The organism is Bradyrhizobium sp. 134, assembly GCF_023074155.1.
Lineage (GTDB): Bacteria > Pseudomonadota > Alphaproteobacteria > Rhizobiales > Xanthobacteraceae > Bradyrhizobium.
Genome location: NZ_JADPKX010000006.1, coordinates 61,586 through 81,580 on the forward strand (window position 1 = coordinate 61,586; position 19,995 = coordinate 81,580).

12 protein-coding genes are annotated in these 19,995 nt (G+C 65.0%); 11 read left to right on the forward strand and 1 reads right to left on the reverse strand.

Going from position 1 to position 19,995, the window contains the following annotated elements:
• The first annotated feature begins 2 nt into the window (after window positions 1-2).
• The 9 genes from IVA75_RS01040 to IVA75_RS01080 all read left to right on the forward strand — a co-directional run bounded on the left by IVA75_RS01040 (window position 3) and on the right by IVA75_RS01080 (window position 14,070).
• Window positions 3-1,514, forward strand: a complete 1,512-nt coding sequence (locus tag IVA75_RS01040) for an FAD-binding oxidoreductase (RefSeq protein ID WP_247287366.1) — start codon at window positions 3-5, stop codon at window positions 1,512-1,514.
• 56 nt (window positions 1,515-1,570) lie between these two features.
• Entirely contained in the window at window positions 1,571-2,083 is a 513-nt protein-coding gene (gene msrB, locus IVA75_RS01045; RefSeq protein ID WP_247287365.1) for a peptide-methionine (R)-S-oxide reductase MsrB, read from the forward strand.
• Window positions 2,084-2,260: 177 nt separating this feature from the next.
• Entirely contained in the window at window positions 2,261-4,513 is a 2,253-nt protein-coding gene (locus IVA75_RS01050) for a flagellar hook-basal body complex protein (RefSeq protein ID WP_027566879.1), read from the forward strand.
• Window positions 4,514-4,548: 35 nt separating this feature from the next.
• Window positions 4,549-6,429, forward strand: coding sequence for a flagellar hook-associated protein FlgK (gene flgK / locus IVA75_RS01055; RefSeq protein WP_247287364.1), 1,881 nt, complete (start codon window positions 4,549-4,551; stop codon window positions 6,427-6,429).
• Between the two features lie 21 nt (window positions 6,430-6,450).
• On the forward strand, window positions 6,451-8,829 hold the full coding sequence (locus IVA75_RS01060; protein ID WP_247287363.1) for a flagellar hook associated protein: 2,379 nt from the start codon (window positions 6,451-6,453) through the stop codon (window positions 8,827-8,829).
• Between the two features lie 71 nt (window positions 8,830-8,900).
• Window positions 8,901-9,683 (forward strand): hypothetical protein, encoded by a 783-nt coding sequence (locus IVA75_RS01065; RefSeq protein ID WP_027566882.1) that lies wholly within the window; start codon window positions 8,901-8,903, stop codon window positions 9,681-9,683.
• Window positions 9,673-11,322, forward strand: coding sequence for a hypothetical protein (locus IVA75_RS01070; RefSeq protein ID WP_247287361.1), 1,650 nt, complete (start codon window positions 9,673-9,675; stop codon window positions 11,320-11,322). The genes IVA75_RS01065 and IVA75_RS01070 overlap by 11 nt, the downstream gene beginning before the upstream one ends.
• Before the next feature lies 1 nt (window position 11,323).
• On the forward strand, window positions 11,324-12,577 hold the full coding sequence (locus IVA75_RS01075; RefSeq protein ID WP_247287359.1) for a hypothetical protein: 1,254 nt from the start codon (window positions 11,324-11,326) through the stop codon (window positions 12,575-12,577).
• On the forward strand, window positions 12,574-14,070 hold the full coding sequence (locus tag IVA75_RS01080) for an aspartate aminotransferase family protein (protein WP_247287357.1): 1,497 nt from the start codon (window positions 12,574-12,576) through the stop codon (window positions 14,068-14,070). Before IVA75_RS01075 ends, IVA75_RS01080 begins: the two co-directional genes overlap by 4 nt.
• 101 nt (window positions 14,071-14,171) lie before the next feature.
• Here the strand turns inward: IVA75_RS01080 and flbT are convergent, their stop codons facing one another.
• Window positions 14,172-14,612 (reverse strand): flagellar biosynthesis repressor FlbT, encoded by a 441-nt coding sequence (flbT, locus tag IVA75_RS01085; RefSeq protein ID WP_027566886.1) that lies wholly within the window; start codon window positions 14,610-14,612, stop codon window positions 14,172-14,174.
• Window positions 14,613-14,931: 319 nt separating this feature from the next.
• Here flbT and IVA75_RS01090 point away from each other — a divergent pair, with 319 nt between their 5' ends.
• Both IVA75_RS01090 and IVA75_RS01095 read left to right on the forward strand, forming a co-directional pair.
• Window positions 14,932-17,205, forward strand: a complete 2,274-nt coding sequence (locus tag IVA75_RS01090) for a DUF1522 domain-containing protein (RefSeq protein ID WP_247358398.1) — start codon at window positions 14,932-14,934, stop codon at window positions 17,203-17,205.
• 325 nt (window positions 17,206-17,530) lie between these two features.
• Complete coding sequence (locus tag IVA75_RS01095; RefSeq protein WP_247287353.1) at window positions 17,531-19,810, forward strand: DUF1522 domain-containing protein; 2,280 nt, start codon at window positions 17,531-17,533, stop codon at window positions 19,808-19,810.
• Window positions 19,811-19,995: the final 185 nt, after the last annotated feature.

The following is a 19,995-nucleotide window of genomic DNA, read 5'->3' on the forward strand; positions in this document are numbered from 1 at the left end:
ACATGAGCGAGACTTTCACAAGCGTGTCCCAGGAAGAAGCCGGCTTTCGCGACCGGGCGCGGCTGTCGTTCGACCTCGATGCGGACATTTGCGTCATAGGGGCCGGGCTTGCAGGGCTCTCCATCGCGCTCGAGGCGGCCCGGCTGGGGGCCAGCGTCGCGGTGCTCGAGGGCCGCCACATCGGCTGGAACGCTTCCGGCAATCAACTCGGCACCGTGATGCCGGGCTTCGCGCTGCCGCTAGCCGAGCTGATCGAGCGGATCGGATTCGAGGACGCGCGGGAATTGTGGACGCTGTCGAAAGCGGGCGCCGAGTTCGTCCGGGCCAACGCCACGGAAGAGAACATGCCGGGGATCGGCCCGACCGCCGGCGTGCTCGAGGTCTCCAACGTCGATGCCGGCGACCGGCTGATCAGCCGCTTGCAAATGCTGAACGAGGATTTCGACACCGAGGCCGAGGGCTGGCAGGTCGATCGCGTCCGCGAGGTGCTCAAGACCGATCACTACTTCCATGGCGTGTATTATCCGAAGGCGTTCCAGGTCGACGGGCGCAAATATGTGCACGGCCTCGCGGCGCTGGCGCGGCGGGCGGGGGCGCGCATCTTCGAGGATACGCCGGTCGTCAGCATCGATCATTCCGGCATCCGCAAGCGCATCGTCACGCCCTCGGCGCGGCTGCGCGCCACCCATATCGTGCTCGCCGGCAACATCCATCTCGGTGCGCCGTTGCGGCGCCTGTCGGAGACGCTGCTGCCGGTCTGGCGCTATGCCGGCATCACCGCGCCGCTCGGCGAGCGCGTGCACGAGATCATCGCCTTCAAGGGATCGGTGATGGATTCCGACGGCGTCGATCATTTCCGGATCGTCGATGGCGACCGCCTGATGTGGGAGAGCCCGGAGACCACCTGGGCGGCGCGACCACAACGCTTTGCGGGCGCCGTCAAGCGGCGGATCCGGTCCATCTTCCCCCAACTCGGCAATGTCGAAATCACCGAGACCTTCGGCGGCGCCACCGGCCAGACCGTGCATGGCATGCCGCAGATCGGCCAGTTGCGCAAAGGCCTGTGGGTGGCCAGCGGGTTCGGCCGCCAGGGCATGAACACCTCGGCCATGGCCGGGCAGATGATCGCGCGCAGCATCCTGTGGGGCGACGAGCGCTGGAAGCTGTTCTCACCGTTCGAGCTGGTCTGGGCGGGGGGAACGACGGGGCGGGTTGCCGGCCAACTGGTCGGAATCTGGGGCAGGGCGAGTTCCGCTGCCGCAGGCTCGCTTGCCCGCTATCGTGAACGTGCCAAGGTCAAGGACAGAGAACGCGAGACACGCCTCGCCGAAGCCAACCGGGCCGCCGGCACCGGTCCGCGCCGGCCTCCGTCAGGCGTCAGGCCGCGGCTTACCCAGCCGCCGAAAACTGCGGCAGAAGCCATTGAACCAGCCTCGGAACCAGCCCCGGAACCGGTCTCGCGCGACGACAGCGGTCCGCAAGAGACCCGAGAAAAATCCCGCCCGGAAGTGTAACGTCTGCCGTGAGAGCCCGTATCTCAGGGCGTAGACGCTCCCGCATGGAGAATGAGATGTTTGACCGCCGCATCCTGTTGACGACCGTCGCTGGCCTGTTCGGCCTTGCGGCCTTCCGCTGGCTCAGAGCATCGCCCGCGGAGGCTGGAGAGAAAGCCGCGCAAAAATTCGAGGTCGAGAAAACGGACGCCGAATGGCGTGCCCAGCTCACCCCGCAGCAATATGAGATCCTGCGCAAGGAGGGCACCGAGCGGCCGGGCTCCAGCCCGCTGCTCAAGGAGCACCGCAAGGGCATCTTCGCCTGCGCCGGCTGCGACCTGCCGCTGTTCGCCTCCGACACCAAATTCGAGAGCGGCACGGGCTGGCCGAGCTTCTACCAGCCGATCGAGGGCAATGTCGGCAAGACCGAGGACCGGACCTACGGCATGCTCCGCACCGAGGTGCATTGCCGGCGCTGCGGCGGCCATCTTGGCCACGTCTTCGACGATGGTCCGAAGCCGACCGGATTGCGCTACTGCATCGACGGTTTCGGGCTGGTCTTCCATCCCGCGTCGGCGTCCGCAACCTAGGTTTCGTCCGGCAATTGTTGCCGGTCCCGGCAATTGTGCCCCGGTCGTCCGACCGGGGCTTTTTCATTAAGTCATTGATTTCGTGAAAGTACCCGCACTGGCATAGCCCTTGCGACAGTCTCCTCCGACTGCGGCCATGGTCGACCGGCCGCCGAGATCGGATCTGGAGACAAAGTTATGGGTATCTTCGATGCAATGAACACCTCGGTGGGTGGCCTGCAGGCGCAGTCCTACGCGCTGCAGAACATTTCCGGCAACATCGCGAACTCATCCACCACCGCTTACAAGGGCATCGGCACCAGCTTCGTCGATCTCATTCCCGACTCATCGGTCCCGAGCAAGCAGGTCGCGGGCGGCGTGACGGCCAACGCCAAGGCCACCATCACCACGCAGGGTACGATCTCGGGCTCCAGCGTCGCCACCAACATGGCGATCACCGGTGACGGCTTCTTCTCGATTCAGAAGGCGACGGGCGTCGTCGACAACGCGCCGGTGTTCAGCGGCGTCACCTATTACACGCGGCGTGGCGACTTCCAGCTCAATGCCAACGGCAATCTGGTCAACGGCGCCGGCTACTATTTGATGGGTGTCACGGTCGACCCGAAGACCGGCAACCCGCAAGGCAACGTCGCGACAGTCCTGAAATTCCAGAACAACTTCATCCCGGCGCAGGCGACCACATCGATCCAGTACGCGGCCAACCTGCCGACCCAGCCGAACACCGTGGCGAGCACGACGGCGGCGACCAAGACGCTGCTGGCGGCCGGCGGACTGAACCCATCGGACTTCGCGGCCAACCCGCTGCCGGTCGGCACGCCGCCTCCGCCGTATGCAAACGCCACAACGTCCGGCGCTGCCGCGACCGGCAATATTCGCTCACCATACTCGTCGACCACGGCGACCGGCACAGCGGCGCTCCAGAACAACTCTGCGGCGGTCGCATCGACCACAACTTCGCTCGACAACGCCCTGGGTACGCATCTCGCCTCCACCACCCTCACCGCGCTCAGCGGCCAGGTGCTGACCGTCAACGGCAACACGATCACGTTCAACGGCGGCACCACTGTCGTGACGGCCGGCAGCAATACCACGATCGGTCTCGGCGCAGGCACGACGGCCACGGTGGCCAGCATCATCTCCGCCATCCAGTTGGCCGGCGGCGCCGGCGTTACCGCATCGCTCAACCCCAGCGGCAACATCGTGATCTCCAGCGGCACCAGCACCGACGTACCGGTTGGTAGCGGCCAGGCAGCCACGGCGCTCGGCATCAGCAGCGTAACGCGCGGCGGCAACGTGCTGTCCTCCCCAGCAATCTCGGGCGCCACGGTGCTGAGCGGCGCGGCGGCGGCCGGCGGCGCCGAGGTGATCACATCGGGCTTCTCCGCCGGCGACGTCATCACGGTCAATGGTCAGCCGCTGACCTTCATGGCGGCCGGCGCGTCAGGCCCGAACCAAATCAACGTCACCGACAACATCACGATGCTGCTCGGCAAGATCGACGCGCTCTCCGGTGCAACGGGGTCGTCGGTCAGCAGTGGCGGCGTGATCACGCTGAACACCGGCACAGCTTCCAACCTGTCGGTGGCGAGCTCCAACAGCGCAGCCTTCGCCGCGCTCGGCTTCACCTCGACCATCACCAAGAATCGTGACGGTGGTGGCGTTGCCGGTACCGGCGGCGTGATCGGCAATGACATCGCCACCTTCACCAAGGAATCGATCAGCGGTGGCGCGGTGACCGCCTACAACGCGGCCGGCACGCCGGTGAACCTGCAATTGCGCTGGGCCAAGACCGACAGCGCCTCGCTGGGCGCGGGCCATGCCGATAGCTGGAACATGTTCTACCAGACCGACCCGAATGCGACCGGCACGACCGTCGGCTGGGTCAATACCGGCCAGGCCTTCACCTTTGCCGCCGACGGCTCGCTGACCTCGCCGAGCGGCTCGGGGATCACCATCAACAACGTCAGCGTCAGCGGCCAATCGCTGGGCTCGGTCTCTTTCAACATCTCCTCGGGCGGACTGACGCAATATGCCAGCACCAGCGGCGCGGTCACCATCAACACCATCACCCAGAACGGCTATGCCGCCGGTCAGCTTCGCTCGGTTGCCGTCAACAACAACGGCCTCGTGGTCGGGACTTTCTCCAACGGCCAGAACCTCGACCTCGCACAGGTCTCGTTGTCGCACTTCAACGGCACCAACTACCTGAAGGCGCAGGACGGCGGCGCATACTCAGCGACCGAACAGTCGGGCGCAGCGATCGATGGCGCTTCCGGTTCGATCAGCGGCTCGTCGCTGGAAGGCTCGAACACCGACATCGCCGACGAATTCACCAAGCTGATCGTGACCCAGCAGGCCTATTCGGCCAACACCAAGGTGATCACGACGGCGAATACGATGGTGCAGGACCTCTTGAACGTGTTGCGCTGATTGAGGCGTGACGTAACCAAAGGCGGCAAGTCAACATGGGTTTGAGTTCAGCCCTCGCCAGTGCGATGAGCGGTCTGCGTGCCAATCAGGCTGCGCTCTCGATCGTTTCCTCGAACGTCGCCAACTCGCAGACGCCGGGTTACGTCGTCCAGACGCCGAACCAGATCGAGGTCACCACCGGCGACTTCGGCTCGACGGTGACGACGACCGGCGTCAGCCGCGAGCTCGACACCTATGTGCAGAAGCAGCTGCGCACCGAGACCGGCGGCGGCGGCTACGCCGACCAGATGGCCAACATTCTGAAGCAGCTTCAGAATGTCTATGGCACGCCCGGCAACAGCGGTACGCTCGAAACCGCGCTGAACAGTTTCACCACGGCGCTGCAGGCGTTGTCGACCAACGCGGGCTCGTCGTCGGCGCAAACGGTTGCGCTCGGCGCCGCGCAGACGCTGGCGCAGCAGCTCAACCTCACCACCAAGGGCATCCAGTCGCTGCGCTCCAACGTCGAGCAGGATCTCAGCACCTCGGCGCAGCAGGCCAACGCGGCGATGCAGCAAGTCGCCGACATCAACTCCAGACTCCAGGGCCTGTCGGAACACGACCCCTCGGCTGCGACGCTGATGGACCAGCGCGACCAGGCCATCAACACGCTGTCGAAATATGTCGACGTCCACGTCACCGTCGACGGGTCCAATCAGGCCAACATCTACACCACCACCGGCATCCAGCTGGTCGGCGCCGGGCTGGCCTCGCAATTCACCTTTGCGTCCGCCGGCGCGCTGTCGGCGACCTCGCTCTACAACATCGATCCGGCCAAATCCGGCGTTGGCGCGTTCAACATCAAGCTCCCGAACGGATCGTCGGTCGACGTCATCGCCAACAACGTGGTGTCTTCGGGCCAGATCGCGGCCGATCTGAAGCTGCGCGACCAGACGCTGGTGCAGGCGCAGAACCAGATCGACCAGTTCGCCGCAACGATGTCGAGCGCGTTGTCGGACAAGACCACGGCCGGCAGCACGGTCACCGGCCCGCCGGCCGGCTTCGATCTCGACCTTGCCGGGGCGGCGCCGGGCAACAGCGTCAACTTCAGCTACACCGACACCACCAACACGAAGCGACAGGTCACGCTGGTCAACGTGACTGATCCGGCGGCGCTGCCGCTGCAGAACCCCACCAACGCCAATCCGATGCAGATCGGGGTGAACTTCTCCGGCGGCATGAGCGCGATCGCCTCGGCGCTCAACACCGCACTTTCCGGCTCGCATCTGTCGTTCGCCGCCGCCCCGTCGCCGGCGACGGCCACCACATTGCGGGTGACCGACGACAACAGCGGCCTCGCCAAGGTCAATTCGGCCTCGATCACCAAGACGATCTCGTCGCTGACCTCGGGCAATCCGCAACTGCCGCTGTTCACCGATGGCGGCCAGGCGCTCTACACCGGCGCGATCACGGCATCGGGTTCGCAGATGACCGGCCTTGCCGGGCGCATCGCCGTGAACACGCAGCTCGCGACCGACCCGACCAGGCTGTCGATCTACAACACCTCGCCGGTGACGCCCACCGGCGACACCGCGCGCTCGGACTATCTCTATTCGCAGCTCACCTCGGCGGTGTTCTCCTATTCGCCGCAATCCGGTCTGGGCTCGGCGAGCCAGCCCTTCACCGGCAGCGTCTCGAACTACCTCCAGCAATTCCTGAGCGTTCAGGGCAATGCCGCGACCCAGGCGACCCAGCTCCAGCAGGGCCAGAGCGTCGTGGTCTCGACGCTGCAGGCCAAGTTCAACTCGACCGCGAGCGTCAACCTGGACTCGGAGATGTCGAACCTGATCCAGCTCCAGAATGCCTATGCCGCCAACGCTCATGTCATGTCGGTGGTGCAGAGCATGATGAACACGCTGCTCCAGGCTCAAGTGTAACAAGTAACAGGGCTCTGAAACATGTCGATCAGCAGCATCAACTACTCCTCGTCGGTTCTCGGCTCGCAGATCCGCAACATCAACCAGCAGCTCACCGACCTGTCGACGCAGCTCTCGACCGGCAAGCTGTCGCAGAACTATTCCGGCATGGGCACCAACGAGGGCTTTGCGATCGCCGGGCGCGCGCAACTCTCCAACATCGCCGCCTATACCGACACGATGACCAACGTCAACGTCAGCATCAATCTCGCCAATACCGCGTTGCAGTCGCTGACCACGATCCGCAACACGGTGCAGACGGGTTCGGCCAACACCGCGCAGGATCTCAACGTCAACGGCCAGACGGTTGCGCAGAACACCGCAGCTGCGCAATTCGGCTCGATGGTCGGCGTTCTCAATACGCAATCCGGCAACCGCTATCTGTTCTCCGGCACCGCCTTCAACACGCCGTCGGTCGCGAATGCCGGCGACATCATCAACGGCACCACGACGCAGGCGGGCTTCAAGACCGTCATGGCGGAGCGCCAGGCCGCCGACCTCGGCGCCAATGGCATGGGCCGGCTGGTGCTGGCGACGCCACAGCCGACGCCGAGCTCTGTGATGGTGTCGGAGGACGCGGCCGTATCGCCATTCGGCCTGAAGATCGCTGCAGTCTCCTCGACGCTGACCGGCGCGACGGTCACCGGCCCGAGCGGCTCGCCGGTGTCGTTCTCGGTCGACCTCAACGGCGTCAATCCGAAAAATGGCGACAAGCTCAGCGTGCAGTTCACGCTGCCCGATGGCTCGACCGAGCAGATTGACCTGACGGCGTCCACCGCGACGCCGACGCCTGTCGGCAGCTTTGCCATCGATGCAAGCGTCCCGGTCAACCCGAACAACACGGCGACGAACCTCAACACCGCGCTGAACACCGCGATCAAGAAGCTCGCCGGCACCTCGCTGGTGGCGGCCTCCGCCGTCACCGCCGGCGACAATTTCTTCAATACGGCGGGATCAGCCACCGCGAATGTGGCGGCCACCGGCAATCTGCGCTCCTATACCTCGACGACCGGGACGGGCTCGGTCGCGTTGCAGGACAGCGCATTGGCGATTGCGTCTACGACCACGTCGCTCGATTCTTCGGCGACACCCCATCTCAACGGGACCATTCTCAACGCGCTCGCCAACGCTCCGACCGGTACCACCCTGACCATCACCGGCGCGAGCGGCGCCCATACCATTACCTTCGACCCTAACGTCACCACTGTCACGACGGCTAGCGGCAATACCACGATCGGATTGGCTTCGGGCAGCGCCGCGAAGGTGTCTGATATCTTGAATGCAATCGCGACTGCCGCCGGCATCCCCGCCGCCAACGTGACTCTGAGCGCCGGCGGCAATATCCAGATCGCGACCGGCACCGGCACGGACGTGGCGGTCACCGGCGGCGCGGCGGCCACGGCGCTCGGTCTCAGCAGCGTGACGCGCGGCAGCGTGGCGTCGACGCCTCAGATCACCGGTTCAACTGTGCTGAGCGGCACTGCGACCACGGGCGGCCCGGAAGTCCTCTCAGCGGCGTTCCAGGCGGGGTCGGCGGGTCCGCCTGCCGTTAATCCCGATACGATCACGGTGAACGGTCAGACGCTGACTTTTGTCGCCTCGGGCGCCAGCGGCCCAAACCAGATCAACATCACCGACAACATCACAACTCTGCTTGGCAAGATCGATCAGATCACCGGCACCACGAAGCCGTCGACCATCCATGGCGGCGTGATCACGATCAACACGGACGATCCCGGGAGCCTCAACATCACGAGCTCGAACAGCACGGCGTTCGCGGCGCTCGGCTTCACGACCTCCCCGGTCACGGCGGCAAAGGCTCCGCTGCGCGTCGGCTCGTCGCCCCTCGGCTCGGCGACGACGCTGGTGAACGGCTCGGCCACCACCGTGCAATGGTACCTGGGCAATGACGGCCCCGGCTCGCCGCGCTCCACCGCGATGGCCCGGGTCGACGATTCCGTCACGGTGCAGTATGGCGCGCAGGCGAACGAGGACGCGATCCGCAAGGAGCTGCAGGCAGTCGCCGTGTTCGGGACGTTCTCGACCTCGCCGACCGGGCAGTATTCGGGCGGGCAGGTCGCCGCACTGAGCCTGCGGGTGACGCAGGCCCTGACCAAGCAGCCCGGCCAGCAGCGCATCGAGGACATCCAGACCGACATCGCGATGGCCCAGAACACGATGAAGGACGCAGGCACGCGCCAGACCCAGGCCAAGGCGCAGCTCCAGACTATCATCGACCAGGCGGAATCGGCGCCGCCGGACCAAGTTGCGAGCGAGATCCTGTCGCTCCAGAATGCACTCCAGGCGTCCTACCAGGTGACCTCGAACCTCGCGCAGCTCTCGCTCGTCAAGTTCCTGTAAGCGGGCGTTAAGGCGCCGTTAACCATGCCTCTTTACCTCTTGGTGAGGATTGCAGCGGGGCGGAGCTGACGATGTCGGAGAAGATGAAACTGGTGGTGGCCACGCCATGTTTCGGCGGGCAGGTGACGAGCATCTATGCGAGCTCGATCTTCGCGCTCCAGCGCGCCGTGCACGGCATGGCCAATCTCGAGCTCAAGGTGCTGCTGCGCGACGGCGATGCGCTGATCACGCGCGCGCGGGCCAATCTGGCCGCGATGTTCCTGGACGATCCCGAAGCGACGCATTTCCTGTTCATCGATGCCGACATCGGCTTCAAGCCGGAGCAGGTGTTCCGGCTGATCGAGTGCGGCGCGGACGTCGTCGCCGGCTGCTATCCGATCAAGCGGATCAACTGGGACAAGGCCGCGCGGGCGATCCAGTCCGGCCGCGCCGACGTGCCGGCCGCATCGCTCGACTACGTGCTCGAGATCGAGGACCCCGACCGCATCGTGGTGGTGAACGGATTCACCCGTGTGCGCTACGCCGGCACCGGCTTCCTGATGATCCGGCGCTCCGTGCTCGAGGCGATGTGCCGCCATCCGGACTACGCGGCATTGCAATTCTTCCGCGAGCATTCGCACGATACGCTGGCGGCGAGCCAGAACCGGTTTGCCTTGTTCGAGTGCATGATCGATGCGGCGACCGGCACTTATCTGTCCGAGGACTTCGCCTTCTGCAAGCGCTGGACCGACATCGGCGGCGAGATCTGGGCCGACATCCAGAGCTCGCTCGATCACGTCGGACCGTCGGTGTTCCACGGCGACATCACCTCGCAATTCGCACCGGCGCCCGCGGCGGCGGCCGATGCGGCGTGAGCCTTTCGGGATGAGCGCCGGCGCATCCCGTCTGTCAGCCAGCGAGCGCGCGTCCGACGGCGGCTCGCGCTATCGCCTGCGCGATCTCTTCACACCGCTGGATACGCTGCTCGCCTCCGGCGGAGACCCGCGGCTGGCGCTCGATCCGAACGACCGTGTCAACGCCTATGGCTGCGCGGCTTCGCCGGAGCCGGAGCTCTGGAATTTCGCCTCCGCAACCGCGTCGACGATCTCGCAGATGGCCTATGACCGTGCCGCGTTGGCGCGCGAAGAGCTGATGCACAAGTGCCTGTTCGACGAGGTCGAAATCGCCTTTGACGCCCGCTGCGAAGATATGCGCGAGGAGCTGCGCGGCCACCTTGCGCTCTCGTCGCGCATCGACGTCGTGTTCTCGCCGTCCGGCACGGACTCCCAGCTTCACGCCCTGTTCGTGGCGCGCGCAGTGCTCGGCGCGGCGCCGGTGACGATCGTGGTCGGCGCTGACCAGACCGGAAGCGGAACGCCGCATACTGCACGCGGCCACCATTTCAGCACGATGACCGCAGGCGGCATGGCCGTGCGCAAGGACGGCGCGGTGACGGGGCTCGCCGGCGACAGCATTGCTGTGCCGCTGATCGACATGGCGGCCGGCATTGCGATGCGCACCGATGCCGATGCCGCCGTGCTGCGCGCGGTCGAGACCAGCCTCGCGCAAGGCCGCCGCGTTTTGTTGCAGATCATGGATTCGTCAAAACTCGGTTGGCGCGCTCCAAGCGAGGCCTGTCTCGATGAGATCGCGCGGCGCTGGCCGCGCAAGGTTCAATTCGTCGTCGATGCTTGTCAGGCGCGGCTCGGCCGCCGGCGGCTGCGCGCCTATCTCGACCGCGGTTACATGGTGCTGATCACCGGTTCGAAATTCTTCGGCGGACCCGCCTTCAGCGGTGCGCTGCTGCTGCCGAAAGGCCTGTCGCGGTCGATCGACCGGATGAGCGCGATCGCGCCTGGCATCTTCGATTATGCCGGCCACTGCGACTGGCCGGTGGCGTGGACGACGCTACGCTCGCGCTTCGAGCGCCGGCCGAACTTCGGTCAATGGCTGCGCTGGGAGGCGGCGCTGGCCGAGATCGGCAGCTACTACGCCGTGCCCGGGGCTTTCCGCGCCAGGATGCTGGCCGAGCTTGCAGCCGGCATCGACAGCATGATCGCGTTGTCGCCGTCGCTTCGCGCCGTTCCCACCGCGATCGAGAAGTCAGGCGCGGACGACGAGGAATTCGCACAAGCCACGATCTTTCCGTTCACGCTGCTGCGCGGCGGCAAGCCGGTCTCGATCGCCGAGACCAGCGCCGTGCATCGGGCGCTGGCGTGCGACATGGCCGAGGAGATCAGCGGCAGCGCGGCGGACCGGCAAGTGGCCGCCCAGCGCTGTCTCGTCGGCCAGCCGGTCCGACTGGAGCGGCAGGACAGCGCGCCGCAGGCCGTGTTGCGCCTCTGCGTCGGCGCACGATTGGTGACCGAGGCGTGGTCGCCGGATGCAATGCAGACGCAACGCAATGTGCAGCAGGTTCTCGATCGCATCGCACATGTGCTGGTGAAGATCGAGCTGCTGCTTGATCGTGGCGCGGTCGCGGCCGTGCCGATAAAGCCCGCGTTCGAGGTGTGAGATGCAACATCCAGTTTCCGCGCCGAGCGGCGTGACCGCGCCGAACCATGCCGACCGCATCGGCTTTGCGCAACTGACGCGCCGCGCCTTCGAGGGGGGCGACCTGCATCCGTTGCGCGACCGGCTGCTGTCGCGGATCGAGGAGGGGACGGCCGAGGCGGGCGAAGGCCTCGACCTCTCGCTGATTGCGCAGCTTCTCGGCGAGAAGGAGGCCGGGCTGGTGATCCAGACCGAGGTGCTCTCCTTCCACCAATTGTTTCGTACGCCTTGCGCTGCTCCAAAACCCCGGCTGCGCGTGCTCGCGCTCGCCGCCGATATCGACATGGGTGGCAACACGCCGATCGACTTCCTGCTTGAAGACTCCGACATCGAGCTGTTGACGCTTTACGTGGTCAAGGGCATCGGCCTGCCGGAGACTTTGCCCGAGCACGACGTCGCTATCGTGATCGCATCCGATTCCGAGGAGTGCCGGGAGGCGCTCGCGCTGATCGAGAAGGCCGCGCCGCGTTGGCCGAGGCCGCTGCTCAATCGTCCGGATCTCATCGGCAATCTCGATCGCGACAAGCTCTATCGTCTGCTGGCGGGCGTGCCCGGCCTGGACATTCCCGCGACCATCCACGCGACGCGCGCGCAATTGTCGGATCTCTCCACGGGGAATATCGCCTGCGAGGACATTGCGGGCGAACTGCACTTTCCGATGATCGCGCGGCCGCGCGGCTCGCATGCCGGCGTCGGGCTTGCCAAGCTCGATGACGCGGCGGCGCTCGCGACCTATCTCGCCGATCGGCAAGAGCAGGATTTTTTCGTTGCTCGCTTCGTCGACTATGCGAGTCCGGACGGGCTCTATCGCAAATATCGTCTCGCCATGGTCGACGGCAAACCCTATGCCTGCCACATGGCGATCGCCGATCGCTGGGACATCTGGTATCTCAACGCCTTCATGGCGTTCAGCGAGGAGAAGCGGGCCGAGGAAGCCGTCTTCATGCTCGACTTCGATCATGCGTTCGCGGCGCGCCACAAAATCGCGCTCGACGAGATGAGCAGGCGCGTCGGCCTCGACTACTTCATCGTCGATTGCGCCGAGAACCAGAACGGCGAACTCCTGGTCTTCGAAGCCGACAACACCGCCGTCGTGCACAACATGGATCCGCCGGCCGTGTTTCCGTACAAACCGCCGCAGATGCGCAAGATCTTTGCGGCATTCACGGCGATGCTGTCGCGGCATGCAAGAGCGGGCGAGGAGAGTGCAGCATGAACGAGATCATCCGCAACACGCAAAGCTCCGTCACGCACACCTCGCTCGATCCGCAGGACTGGAGCGAGTTTCGCGCGCTCGCCCATCGCATGCTTGACGAAACGATCGACGGCATCGCCAACGTTCGCGCGCGCCCGGTGTGGCAGCCAATCCCCGACGGCGTCCGCGCGGCATTCAAGGCCGACGTGCCGCGCGAGGCGAGCGATCTCGCCGACGTCTATCGCGACTTCTCCGAACATGTCGCGCCCTATGCGACCGGGAACGTTCATCCCGGTTTCATGGGCTGGGTGCATGGCGGCGGCACAGCGGTCGGCATGGTCGCGGAAATGCTCGCGGCGGGTCTCAACGCCAATCTCGGCGGCCGCGACCACATGCCGATCGAGGTCGAGCGCCAGATCGTCCACTGGATGCGCAGCCTGTTCGCCTTCCCGGAAAGCGCGAGCGGCATCTTCGTCACGGGCACGTCGATGGCCAATCTGATGGCGGTGCTGGTGGCACGTACGAGCGCGCTCGGCACGCTGGCGCGGCAGTACGGCATCGGCAATGACGGTGCGCTTCTCACCGCCTATACATCGCAGGCCGCGCATGGCTGCGTCTCGAGGGCGATGGACATCGCCGGGCTTGGCACCGATGCGCTGCGCAAGATCGGCGTCGATGCCGATCATCGCATCGACGTTGCCGCGCTCCGTGCGCAGATTGCGATCGATCGCGAGGTTGGCTTCAAGCCGTTCCTCGTCGTCGCATCCGCCGGTACGGTCGACATCGGCGCGGTCGACGATCTCAAGGCGATCGCGGAGCTGTGCCGCGAGGAGGGGATCTGGTTTCACGTCGACGGCGCCTTCGGTGCGCTCGCGATCCTGTCGCCCGAGCTTGCGCCGCTGCTCGGTGGCATCGAGCTTGCGGATTCCATTGCGCTCGACTTCCACAAATGGGGACAGGTGCCTTATGACGCCGGCTTCCTGCTGGTGCGCGACGGCGAGCAGCATCGGCAGGCCTTTGCGCAGCCCGCGGCCTATCTGCGCCGCGAGGCGAGGGGACTTGCGGCCGGCGCGATCTGGCCCTGCGATCTCGGTCCCGATCTGTCGCGCGGCTTCCGTGCGCTGAAGACGTGGTTCACGCTGAAGACGTTCGGCACCGATCGGCTTGGTGCGGTGATTGCGCGAAGCTGTGCGCTGGCGAAATATCTGGAGACGCGCATTCTCGCTGAGCCGCGGCTGGAATTGCTGGCGCCGGTCAATCTCAACATCGTCTGCTTCCGTTACCGCGCTGCCGACGAGGTCAATCGCGAGACCGTCGCCGACATCCAGGAGTCCGGTATCGCGGCGCCCTCGAGCACGACGCTGGACGGTAGGCTTGCGATCCGCGCCGCGATCGTCAATCACCGTACCGACGAGTCCGACATCGACGCGCTTGTCGCGGCCGTGCTGGAATTCGGCGGACGCCGGAGCGGGGGAGTGATCGAAGTCGAGGCGCCGCCGCTCGCGGCACAGTAGCTCGATGCATATCTGAAACGAGAACGGCCCCGGAGGCGATCCGGGGCCGTTATCGTTTCAGGTCGGTCGTTCGCGCGGCGTGGGCCCGCGAACGCGTGGGATCAGGCGGCGGTGCTGACGTCGTCCTTGTCCGCTTCGGCCTTGGGATGGGTGGCCTCGAACTGGCCGCGCAGCTTCTCCTCATAGGCGATCAGCTTGCGGGCATCCTTCAGTGCGCGATAGAGGTCGCCGTTGAGGATGTTGTTGTTGATGCCCTCGATGATCGGCCAGGAACTCGGCACCGCGGTGACGATGTCGCGCACCAGGTTGAAATAGGTGCCGTGCTGGGTCTGTGGATCCGGCGAGATGTACATGAGCTGGACCGCCAGATAGACGAGCTTGGCGGGCGAGTCGGCGGTCTCCGGCGTGAGGATGTCGCGCTCGCGCAGGATCGGCACGTTGTCGCCGTCGATCAGAAGGCGGGCGCGCTGGTCGGTGTTGGTTATTACGCAGTTACCGACGATGATGCGTTCGTGCGGTCTGAGCTCGACCTTGAGGGCCATGCCTGTTCTCCATCAACGCTTTCGTAACCGAGCGTGTGTTGCGGCGGATCAGGGCGCAATACTCCATCAAGACTAGTTAACGAGTTGTAAATCCCGGCCGATGCCGCGGAAAAACTCAATCATATCAAGGCCAAAAACGCCCGGCTGCGTGGCGTCGCGAGTGTGCGAATGGGCCGAATCGCGCGCCGACTCAGCAAAAGCGCCGATTTCATTTCATGTTTCGTTAGAGGACTCCGCCCCACGGTCCGCCGGTCGCTGGGTCACTCGATCCATGCAGACGCGTAACAGTAAGCGTCGTTTACCAGAAAGGTAACACCCAATGTCCGGTATCGTTCTCTCCTCCTCGGTTCGTCAGAACCTCCTCTCCCTCCAGTCCACCGCTGATCTTCTCGCCACCACGCAGAACCGTCTGTCGACCGGCAAGAGCGTCAATTCGGCTCTGGACAATCCCACCAACTTCTTCACGGCACAGTCGCTCGACAACCGCGCCAGCGACATCAACAATCTGCTCGACGGCATCGCCAACGGCGTGCAGGTGCTGCAGGCCGCCAACACCGGCATCACCTCGCTGCAGAAGCTGATCGACTCTGCGAAGTCGATCGCCAACCAGGCGCTGCAGACCACCGTCGGCTACTCCACCAAGTCCAACGTCTCCACCACCATCGCCGGTGCGACATCGGCCGACCTGCGCGGCACGACCAGCTTCGCCAGCGCGACCGCGAGCAGCAACGTCGTGTATAACGGCACGGCCGGCGGTACCACGGCGGCGACCGGCACCACGACGCTCGGCGCCACCATCGGCTCCTTTGCAAGCACGGGCGCGACGGCCGGTGACGGCACCACGGCCCTGACCGGCGCCATCACCCTGATCGCCACCAACGGCACGACCGCGACCGGCCTGTCCGGCAACGCCCAGCCTGCCGATGGCGACACGGTGACCGTGAACGGCAAGACCATCACGTTCCGCAGCGGCGCGGCTCCGGCGTCGACCGCCGTTCCGAGCGGTTCGGGCGTCAGCGGCAACCTCGTCACCGACGGCAGCGGCAACACCACCGTCTATCTCGCCACCGCGACCGTCAACGATCTCTTGTCCGCGATCGATCTGGCAAGCGGCGTCAAGACCGTATCCATCACCGCGGGTGCTGCGACGATCGCGGTGAGCAACAGCCAGCCAGGTGCTGCCGTCTCGACCGCCGCAGGTGGTGCCGTCACGCTGAAGAGTTCGACAGGTGCGGATCTGAGCGTCACCGGCAAGGCTGACCTGCTCAAGGCTCTCGGCCTGACGACGGCTGTGGGTGGCGGCAACGCCACCGTCAACGTCAACCGGACCACGAGCTCGGGCTCGCTGGGGGCGACGATCGCCGACGGTTCGACGCTGAATGTCGACGGTCACGTCATTACCTTCAAGAACGCGCCGATCCCGGGCTCGACCGGTGCTCCGAGCGTTCCGAGCGGTTATGGTACGAGCGGTAACGTCCTCACCGACGGCGCCGGCAACTCGACGGTCTATCTGCAGGCCGGCACGATCAACGACGTGCTCAAGGCGATCGACCTTGCCAGTGGCGTGCAGACCGCGACGGTCAATGCCAACGGCACCGCGACGGTTGCGACTGCGGCCGGCCAGACCAACTCGTCGATCAATGCCTCGGGTCAGCTCAAGATCTCGACCGGCGTCAATGCCGACCTGTCGATCACCGGCACCGGCAACGCGCTGAACGCGCTTGGCTTTGCCGGCAACACCGGGACCTCGAGCGCCTTCACCGCCGCGCGCACCTCCGGCGTCGGCGGCCTCACCGGCAAGACCTTGACCTTCTCCTCCTTCAACGGCGGCACGGCGGTCAACGTCACCTTCGGCGACGGTACCAACGGCACGGTCAAGACGCTCGATCAGCTCAACACGAAGCTTCAGGCCAACAACCTGACGGCGACGATCGACGCCAACGGCCTGCTGACGGTCTCGACCACCAACGACTACGCGTCCTCGACCATCGGTTCGAGCGCCGCGGGTGGTGCGATCGGCGGCACGCTGACCTCGTCCCTGACGTTCTCGACGGCTTCCAGCCCCGTCCAGGACACGGTTGCCCAGACCTCGCGTTCGAACCTGGTCGGCCAGTACAACAACATCCTTGCGCAGATCGACTCGACCTCGCAGGACTCCTCGTTCAACGGCGTCAACCTCTTGAACGGCGACCAGCTCAAGCTGGTGTTTGACGAGACCGGCAAGTCGAACCTGAGCATCACCGGCGTGACCTACAACTCCAAGGGTCTCGGCCTCGCCTCGCTGACCAGCGGTGTCGACTTCATCGACAACGCTGCCACCAACAAGGTGCTGACCAACCTGAACTCGGCGTCGAGCACGCTGCGTTCGGAAGCGTCGAGCCTTGGTTCGAACCTCACGATCGTGCAGGTGCGTCAGGACTTCAACAAGAACCTGATCAACGTGCTGCAGACCGGTTCGTCCAACCTGACCCTGGCCGACACCAACGTCGAGGCGGCCAACAGCCAGGCGCTGTCGACCCGCCAGTCGATCGCGGTCTCCGCGCTGTCGCTGGCCAACCAGTCGCAGCAGAGCGTGCTGCAGCTGCTCCGCTAACTAGCGGACGACATCGCAAGCAAGATCTGGCGGCGGGGCTTCGGCCCCGCCGCTTTTTTTGCGCGTCAGCTGTCATTCGAGTAGCCTTGCGACGCTCTGAAAAGTAACCAGCGGTTATGGTTAATGGAGAGTAAGCGTGGATAAATGCCAATGATTTCAACCTTATTGCCGGCCGGGACCACGCCTTCCGCGCGCTTATGGTGAACCCGCGCTTAATGCGGACGCGCGTCGTTTCACCCTTTGTTAGCCATGTCGGGGCACGCTGTCCCCGTCACTCGATCTGAAGCGATCGAACGAAGACGCGTAAACCAGAAGGGTAAGAGTCATGTCCGGTATTGTTCTCTCTGCGTCGGTTCGTCAGAACCTGCTGTCTCTCCAGTCCACCGCTGATCTTCTCGCCACCACACAGAACCGTCTGTCGACCGGCAAGAGCGTCAACTCGGCCCTGGACAATCCCACCAACTTCTTCACGGCACAGTCGCTCGACAACCGCGCCAGCGACATCAACAATCTGCTCGACGGCATCGCCAACGGCGTGCAGGTGCTGCAGGCTGCCAACACCGGCCTGACCTCGTTGCAGAAGCTGATCGACTCTGCGAAGTCGATCGCCAACCAGGCGCTGCAGACCACCGTCGGCTACTCCACCAAGTCCAACGTCTCCACCACGATCGCGGGTGCGACGGCGGCGGACCTGCGCGGCACGACCTCCTTTGCCAGCGCGACCGCGAGCAGCAACGTGCTCTATAACGGCACGGCCGGCGGCACCACGGCGGCGAGCGGCACCACGACGCTCGGCGCCACCATCGGCTCCTTTGCAAGCACGGGCGCGACAGCCGGTGACGGCACCACGGCCCTGACCGGCGCCATCACGCTGATCGCCACCAACGGCACGACCGCAACCGGTCTGTCCGGCAACGCCCAGCCGGCCGATGGCGACACGCTGACCGTGAACGGCAAGACCATCACCTTCCGCTCGGGCTCCGCTCCGGCCTCGACCGCGGTTGCGTCCGGCTCGGGCGTCAGCGGCAATCTCGTCACCGACGGCAGCGGCAACACCACTGTCTATCTCGGCACCGCGGGCACCCCGGCTGCGAACGTCAACGATCTGTTGGCTGCAATCGATCTGGCCAGCGGCGTGAAGACGGTGTCCATCACCGCGGGTGCAGCGACGATCGCCACCAGCGTCGGCCAGACCGCCTCAAGCGCTGCCGGCGGTGCCGTCACGCTGAAGAGTTCGACAGGTGCGGATCTGAGCGTCACCGGCAAGGCCGACCTGCTCAAGGCTCTCGCCCTGACGACATCTTCCGGTGCAGGCAATGCGAGCCTGTCCGTCAACCGAACAACGAGCGCCGCCTCGCTGGGTGCAACCCTTACGGACGGTTCGTCGCTGAACGTCGATGGTCATACCATCACCTTCAAGAACGCGCCGATCCCGGGCTCGACCGGTGCTCCGAGCGTTCCGAGCGGCTTCGGTGCCAGCGGTAACATCCTCACCGACGGCAACGGCAACTCGACCGTCTATCTGCAGGCCGGCACGGTTGCCGACGTGCTCAAGGCGATCGACCTTGCCACCGGCGTGCAGACCGCGACGATCAACGCCAACGGCACCGCGACGCTTGCGACCGCCACAGGCCAGTCGAACTCGACGATCAATACGTCCGGTCAGCTGAAGCTCTCGACCGGCATCAATGCCGATCTGACGATCACGGGCAGCGGCAATGCACTGAATGTATTCGGGCTGGCCGGCAACACCGGCAGTGCGTCGGCATTTACCGCGGCGCGCACCTCCGGGGTCGGCGGCATTGCCGGCAAGTCCTTGACCTTCTCCGCGTTCAACGGCGGCACGGCGGTCAATGTCACCTTCGGCGACGGCACCAACGGCACGGTCAAGACGCTCGATCAGCTCAACACGGCGCTTCTGGCCAACAATCTGGCTGCCACGATCGACGCCAACGGCCGGCTGACCATCACGGCGTCCAACGACTACGCGTCCTCGACGATCGGTTCGACCGTCGCAGGCGGTGGCATCGGCGGCACGCTGACTTCGGCGCTGACCTTCTCGACGGCTTCCAGCCCCGTCCAGGATGCGGTTGCACAGACGGCCCGTGCGAACCTGGTGTCTCAGTACAACAACATCCTGAACCAGATCGACACGACCTCGCAGGACTCCTCGTTCAACGGCGTCAATTTGCTGAACGGCGATCAACTCAAGCTGGTGTTCGACGAGACCGGCAAGTCGAGCCTCAACATCACCGGCGTGACCTATAACTCCAAGGGTCTCGGCCTCGCTGCCCTGACCGTCGGTGTCGACTTCATCGACAACGCCGCGTCCAACCGCGTGCTGACCAACCTGAACGCCGCGTCGAGCACGCTGCGCTCGGAAGCCTCAGCGCTCGGTTCGAACCTCTCGGTGGTGCAGGTGCGTCAGGACTTCAACAAGAACCTGATCAACGTGCTGCAGACCGGTTCTTCGAACCTCACGCTGTCCGATACCAACGTCGAGGCGGCCAACAGCCAGGCGCTGTCGACCCGCCAGTCCATCGCGGTCTCCGCGCTGTCGCTGGCCAACACTTCGCAGCAGAGTGTGCTCCAGTTGCTCCGCTAAGTAGCTGGTATCATTAAATAAAATAAGAGCGGCGGGGTCATTTGCCCCGCCGCTTTTTTGCGTCCGGAGGGGGGCAGGGACGTTCACCGCCCATTAACCCTATCCCTTAAACCGGCGTTAACCATACTTTAAAGGACAGCCTCTAAGACTGGACAAAAGCCCGCTTCCAAAACCGCGCGGCCGAT

Bases quoted from the DNA above. Each gene is read 5' to 3' on its own strand.
- flgK (WP_247287364.1), top strand. From the start codon at position 4,549: ATGGGTTTGAGTTCAGCCCTCGCCAGTGCGATGAGCGGTCTGCGTGCC.
- IVA75_RS01040 (WP_247287366.1), top strand. From the start codon at position 3: ATGAGCGAGACTTTCACAAGCGTGTCCCAGGAAGAAGCCGGCTTTCGC.
- IVA75_RS01090 (WP_247358398.1), top strand. From the start codon at position 14,932: ATGTCCGGTATCGTTCTCTCCTCCTCGGTTCGTCAGAACCTCCTCTCC.
- IVA75_RS01060 (WP_247287363.1), top strand. From the start codon at position 6,451: ATGTCGATCAGCAGCATCAACTACTCCTCGTCGGTTCTCGGCTCGCAG.
- IVA75_RS01095 (WP_247287353.1), top strand. From the start codon at position 17,531: ATGTCCGGTATTGTTCTCTCTGCGTCGGTTCGTCAGAACCTGCTGTCT.
- msrB (WP_247287365.1), top strand. From the start codon at position 1,571: ATGTTTGACCGCCGCATCCTGTTGACGACCGTCGCTGGCCTGTTCGGC.
- IVA75_RS01050 (WP_027566879.1), top strand. From the start codon at position 2,261: ATGGGTATCTTCGATGCAATGAACACCTCGGTGGGTGGCCTGCAGGCG.
- IVA75_RS01065 (WP_027566882.1), top strand. From the start codon at position 8,901: ATGTCGGAGAAGATGAAACTGGTGGTGGCCACGCCATGTTTCGGCGGG.
- flbT (WP_027566886.1), bottom strand. From the start codon at position 14,612: ATGGCCCTCAAGGTCGAGCTCAGACCGCACGAACGCATCATCGTCGGT.
- IVA75_RS01080 (WP_247287357.1), top strand. From the start codon at position 12,574: ATGAACGAGATCATCCGCAACACGCAAAGCTCCGTCACGCACACCTCG.
- IVA75_RS01075 (WP_247287359.1), top strand. From the start codon at position 11,324: ATGCAACATCCAGTTTCCGCGCCGAGCGGCGTGACCGCGCCGAACCAT.
- IVA75_RS01070 (WP_247287361.1), top strand. From the start codon at position 9,673: ATGCGGCGTGAGCCTTTCGGGATGAGCGCCGGCGCATCCCGTCTGTCA.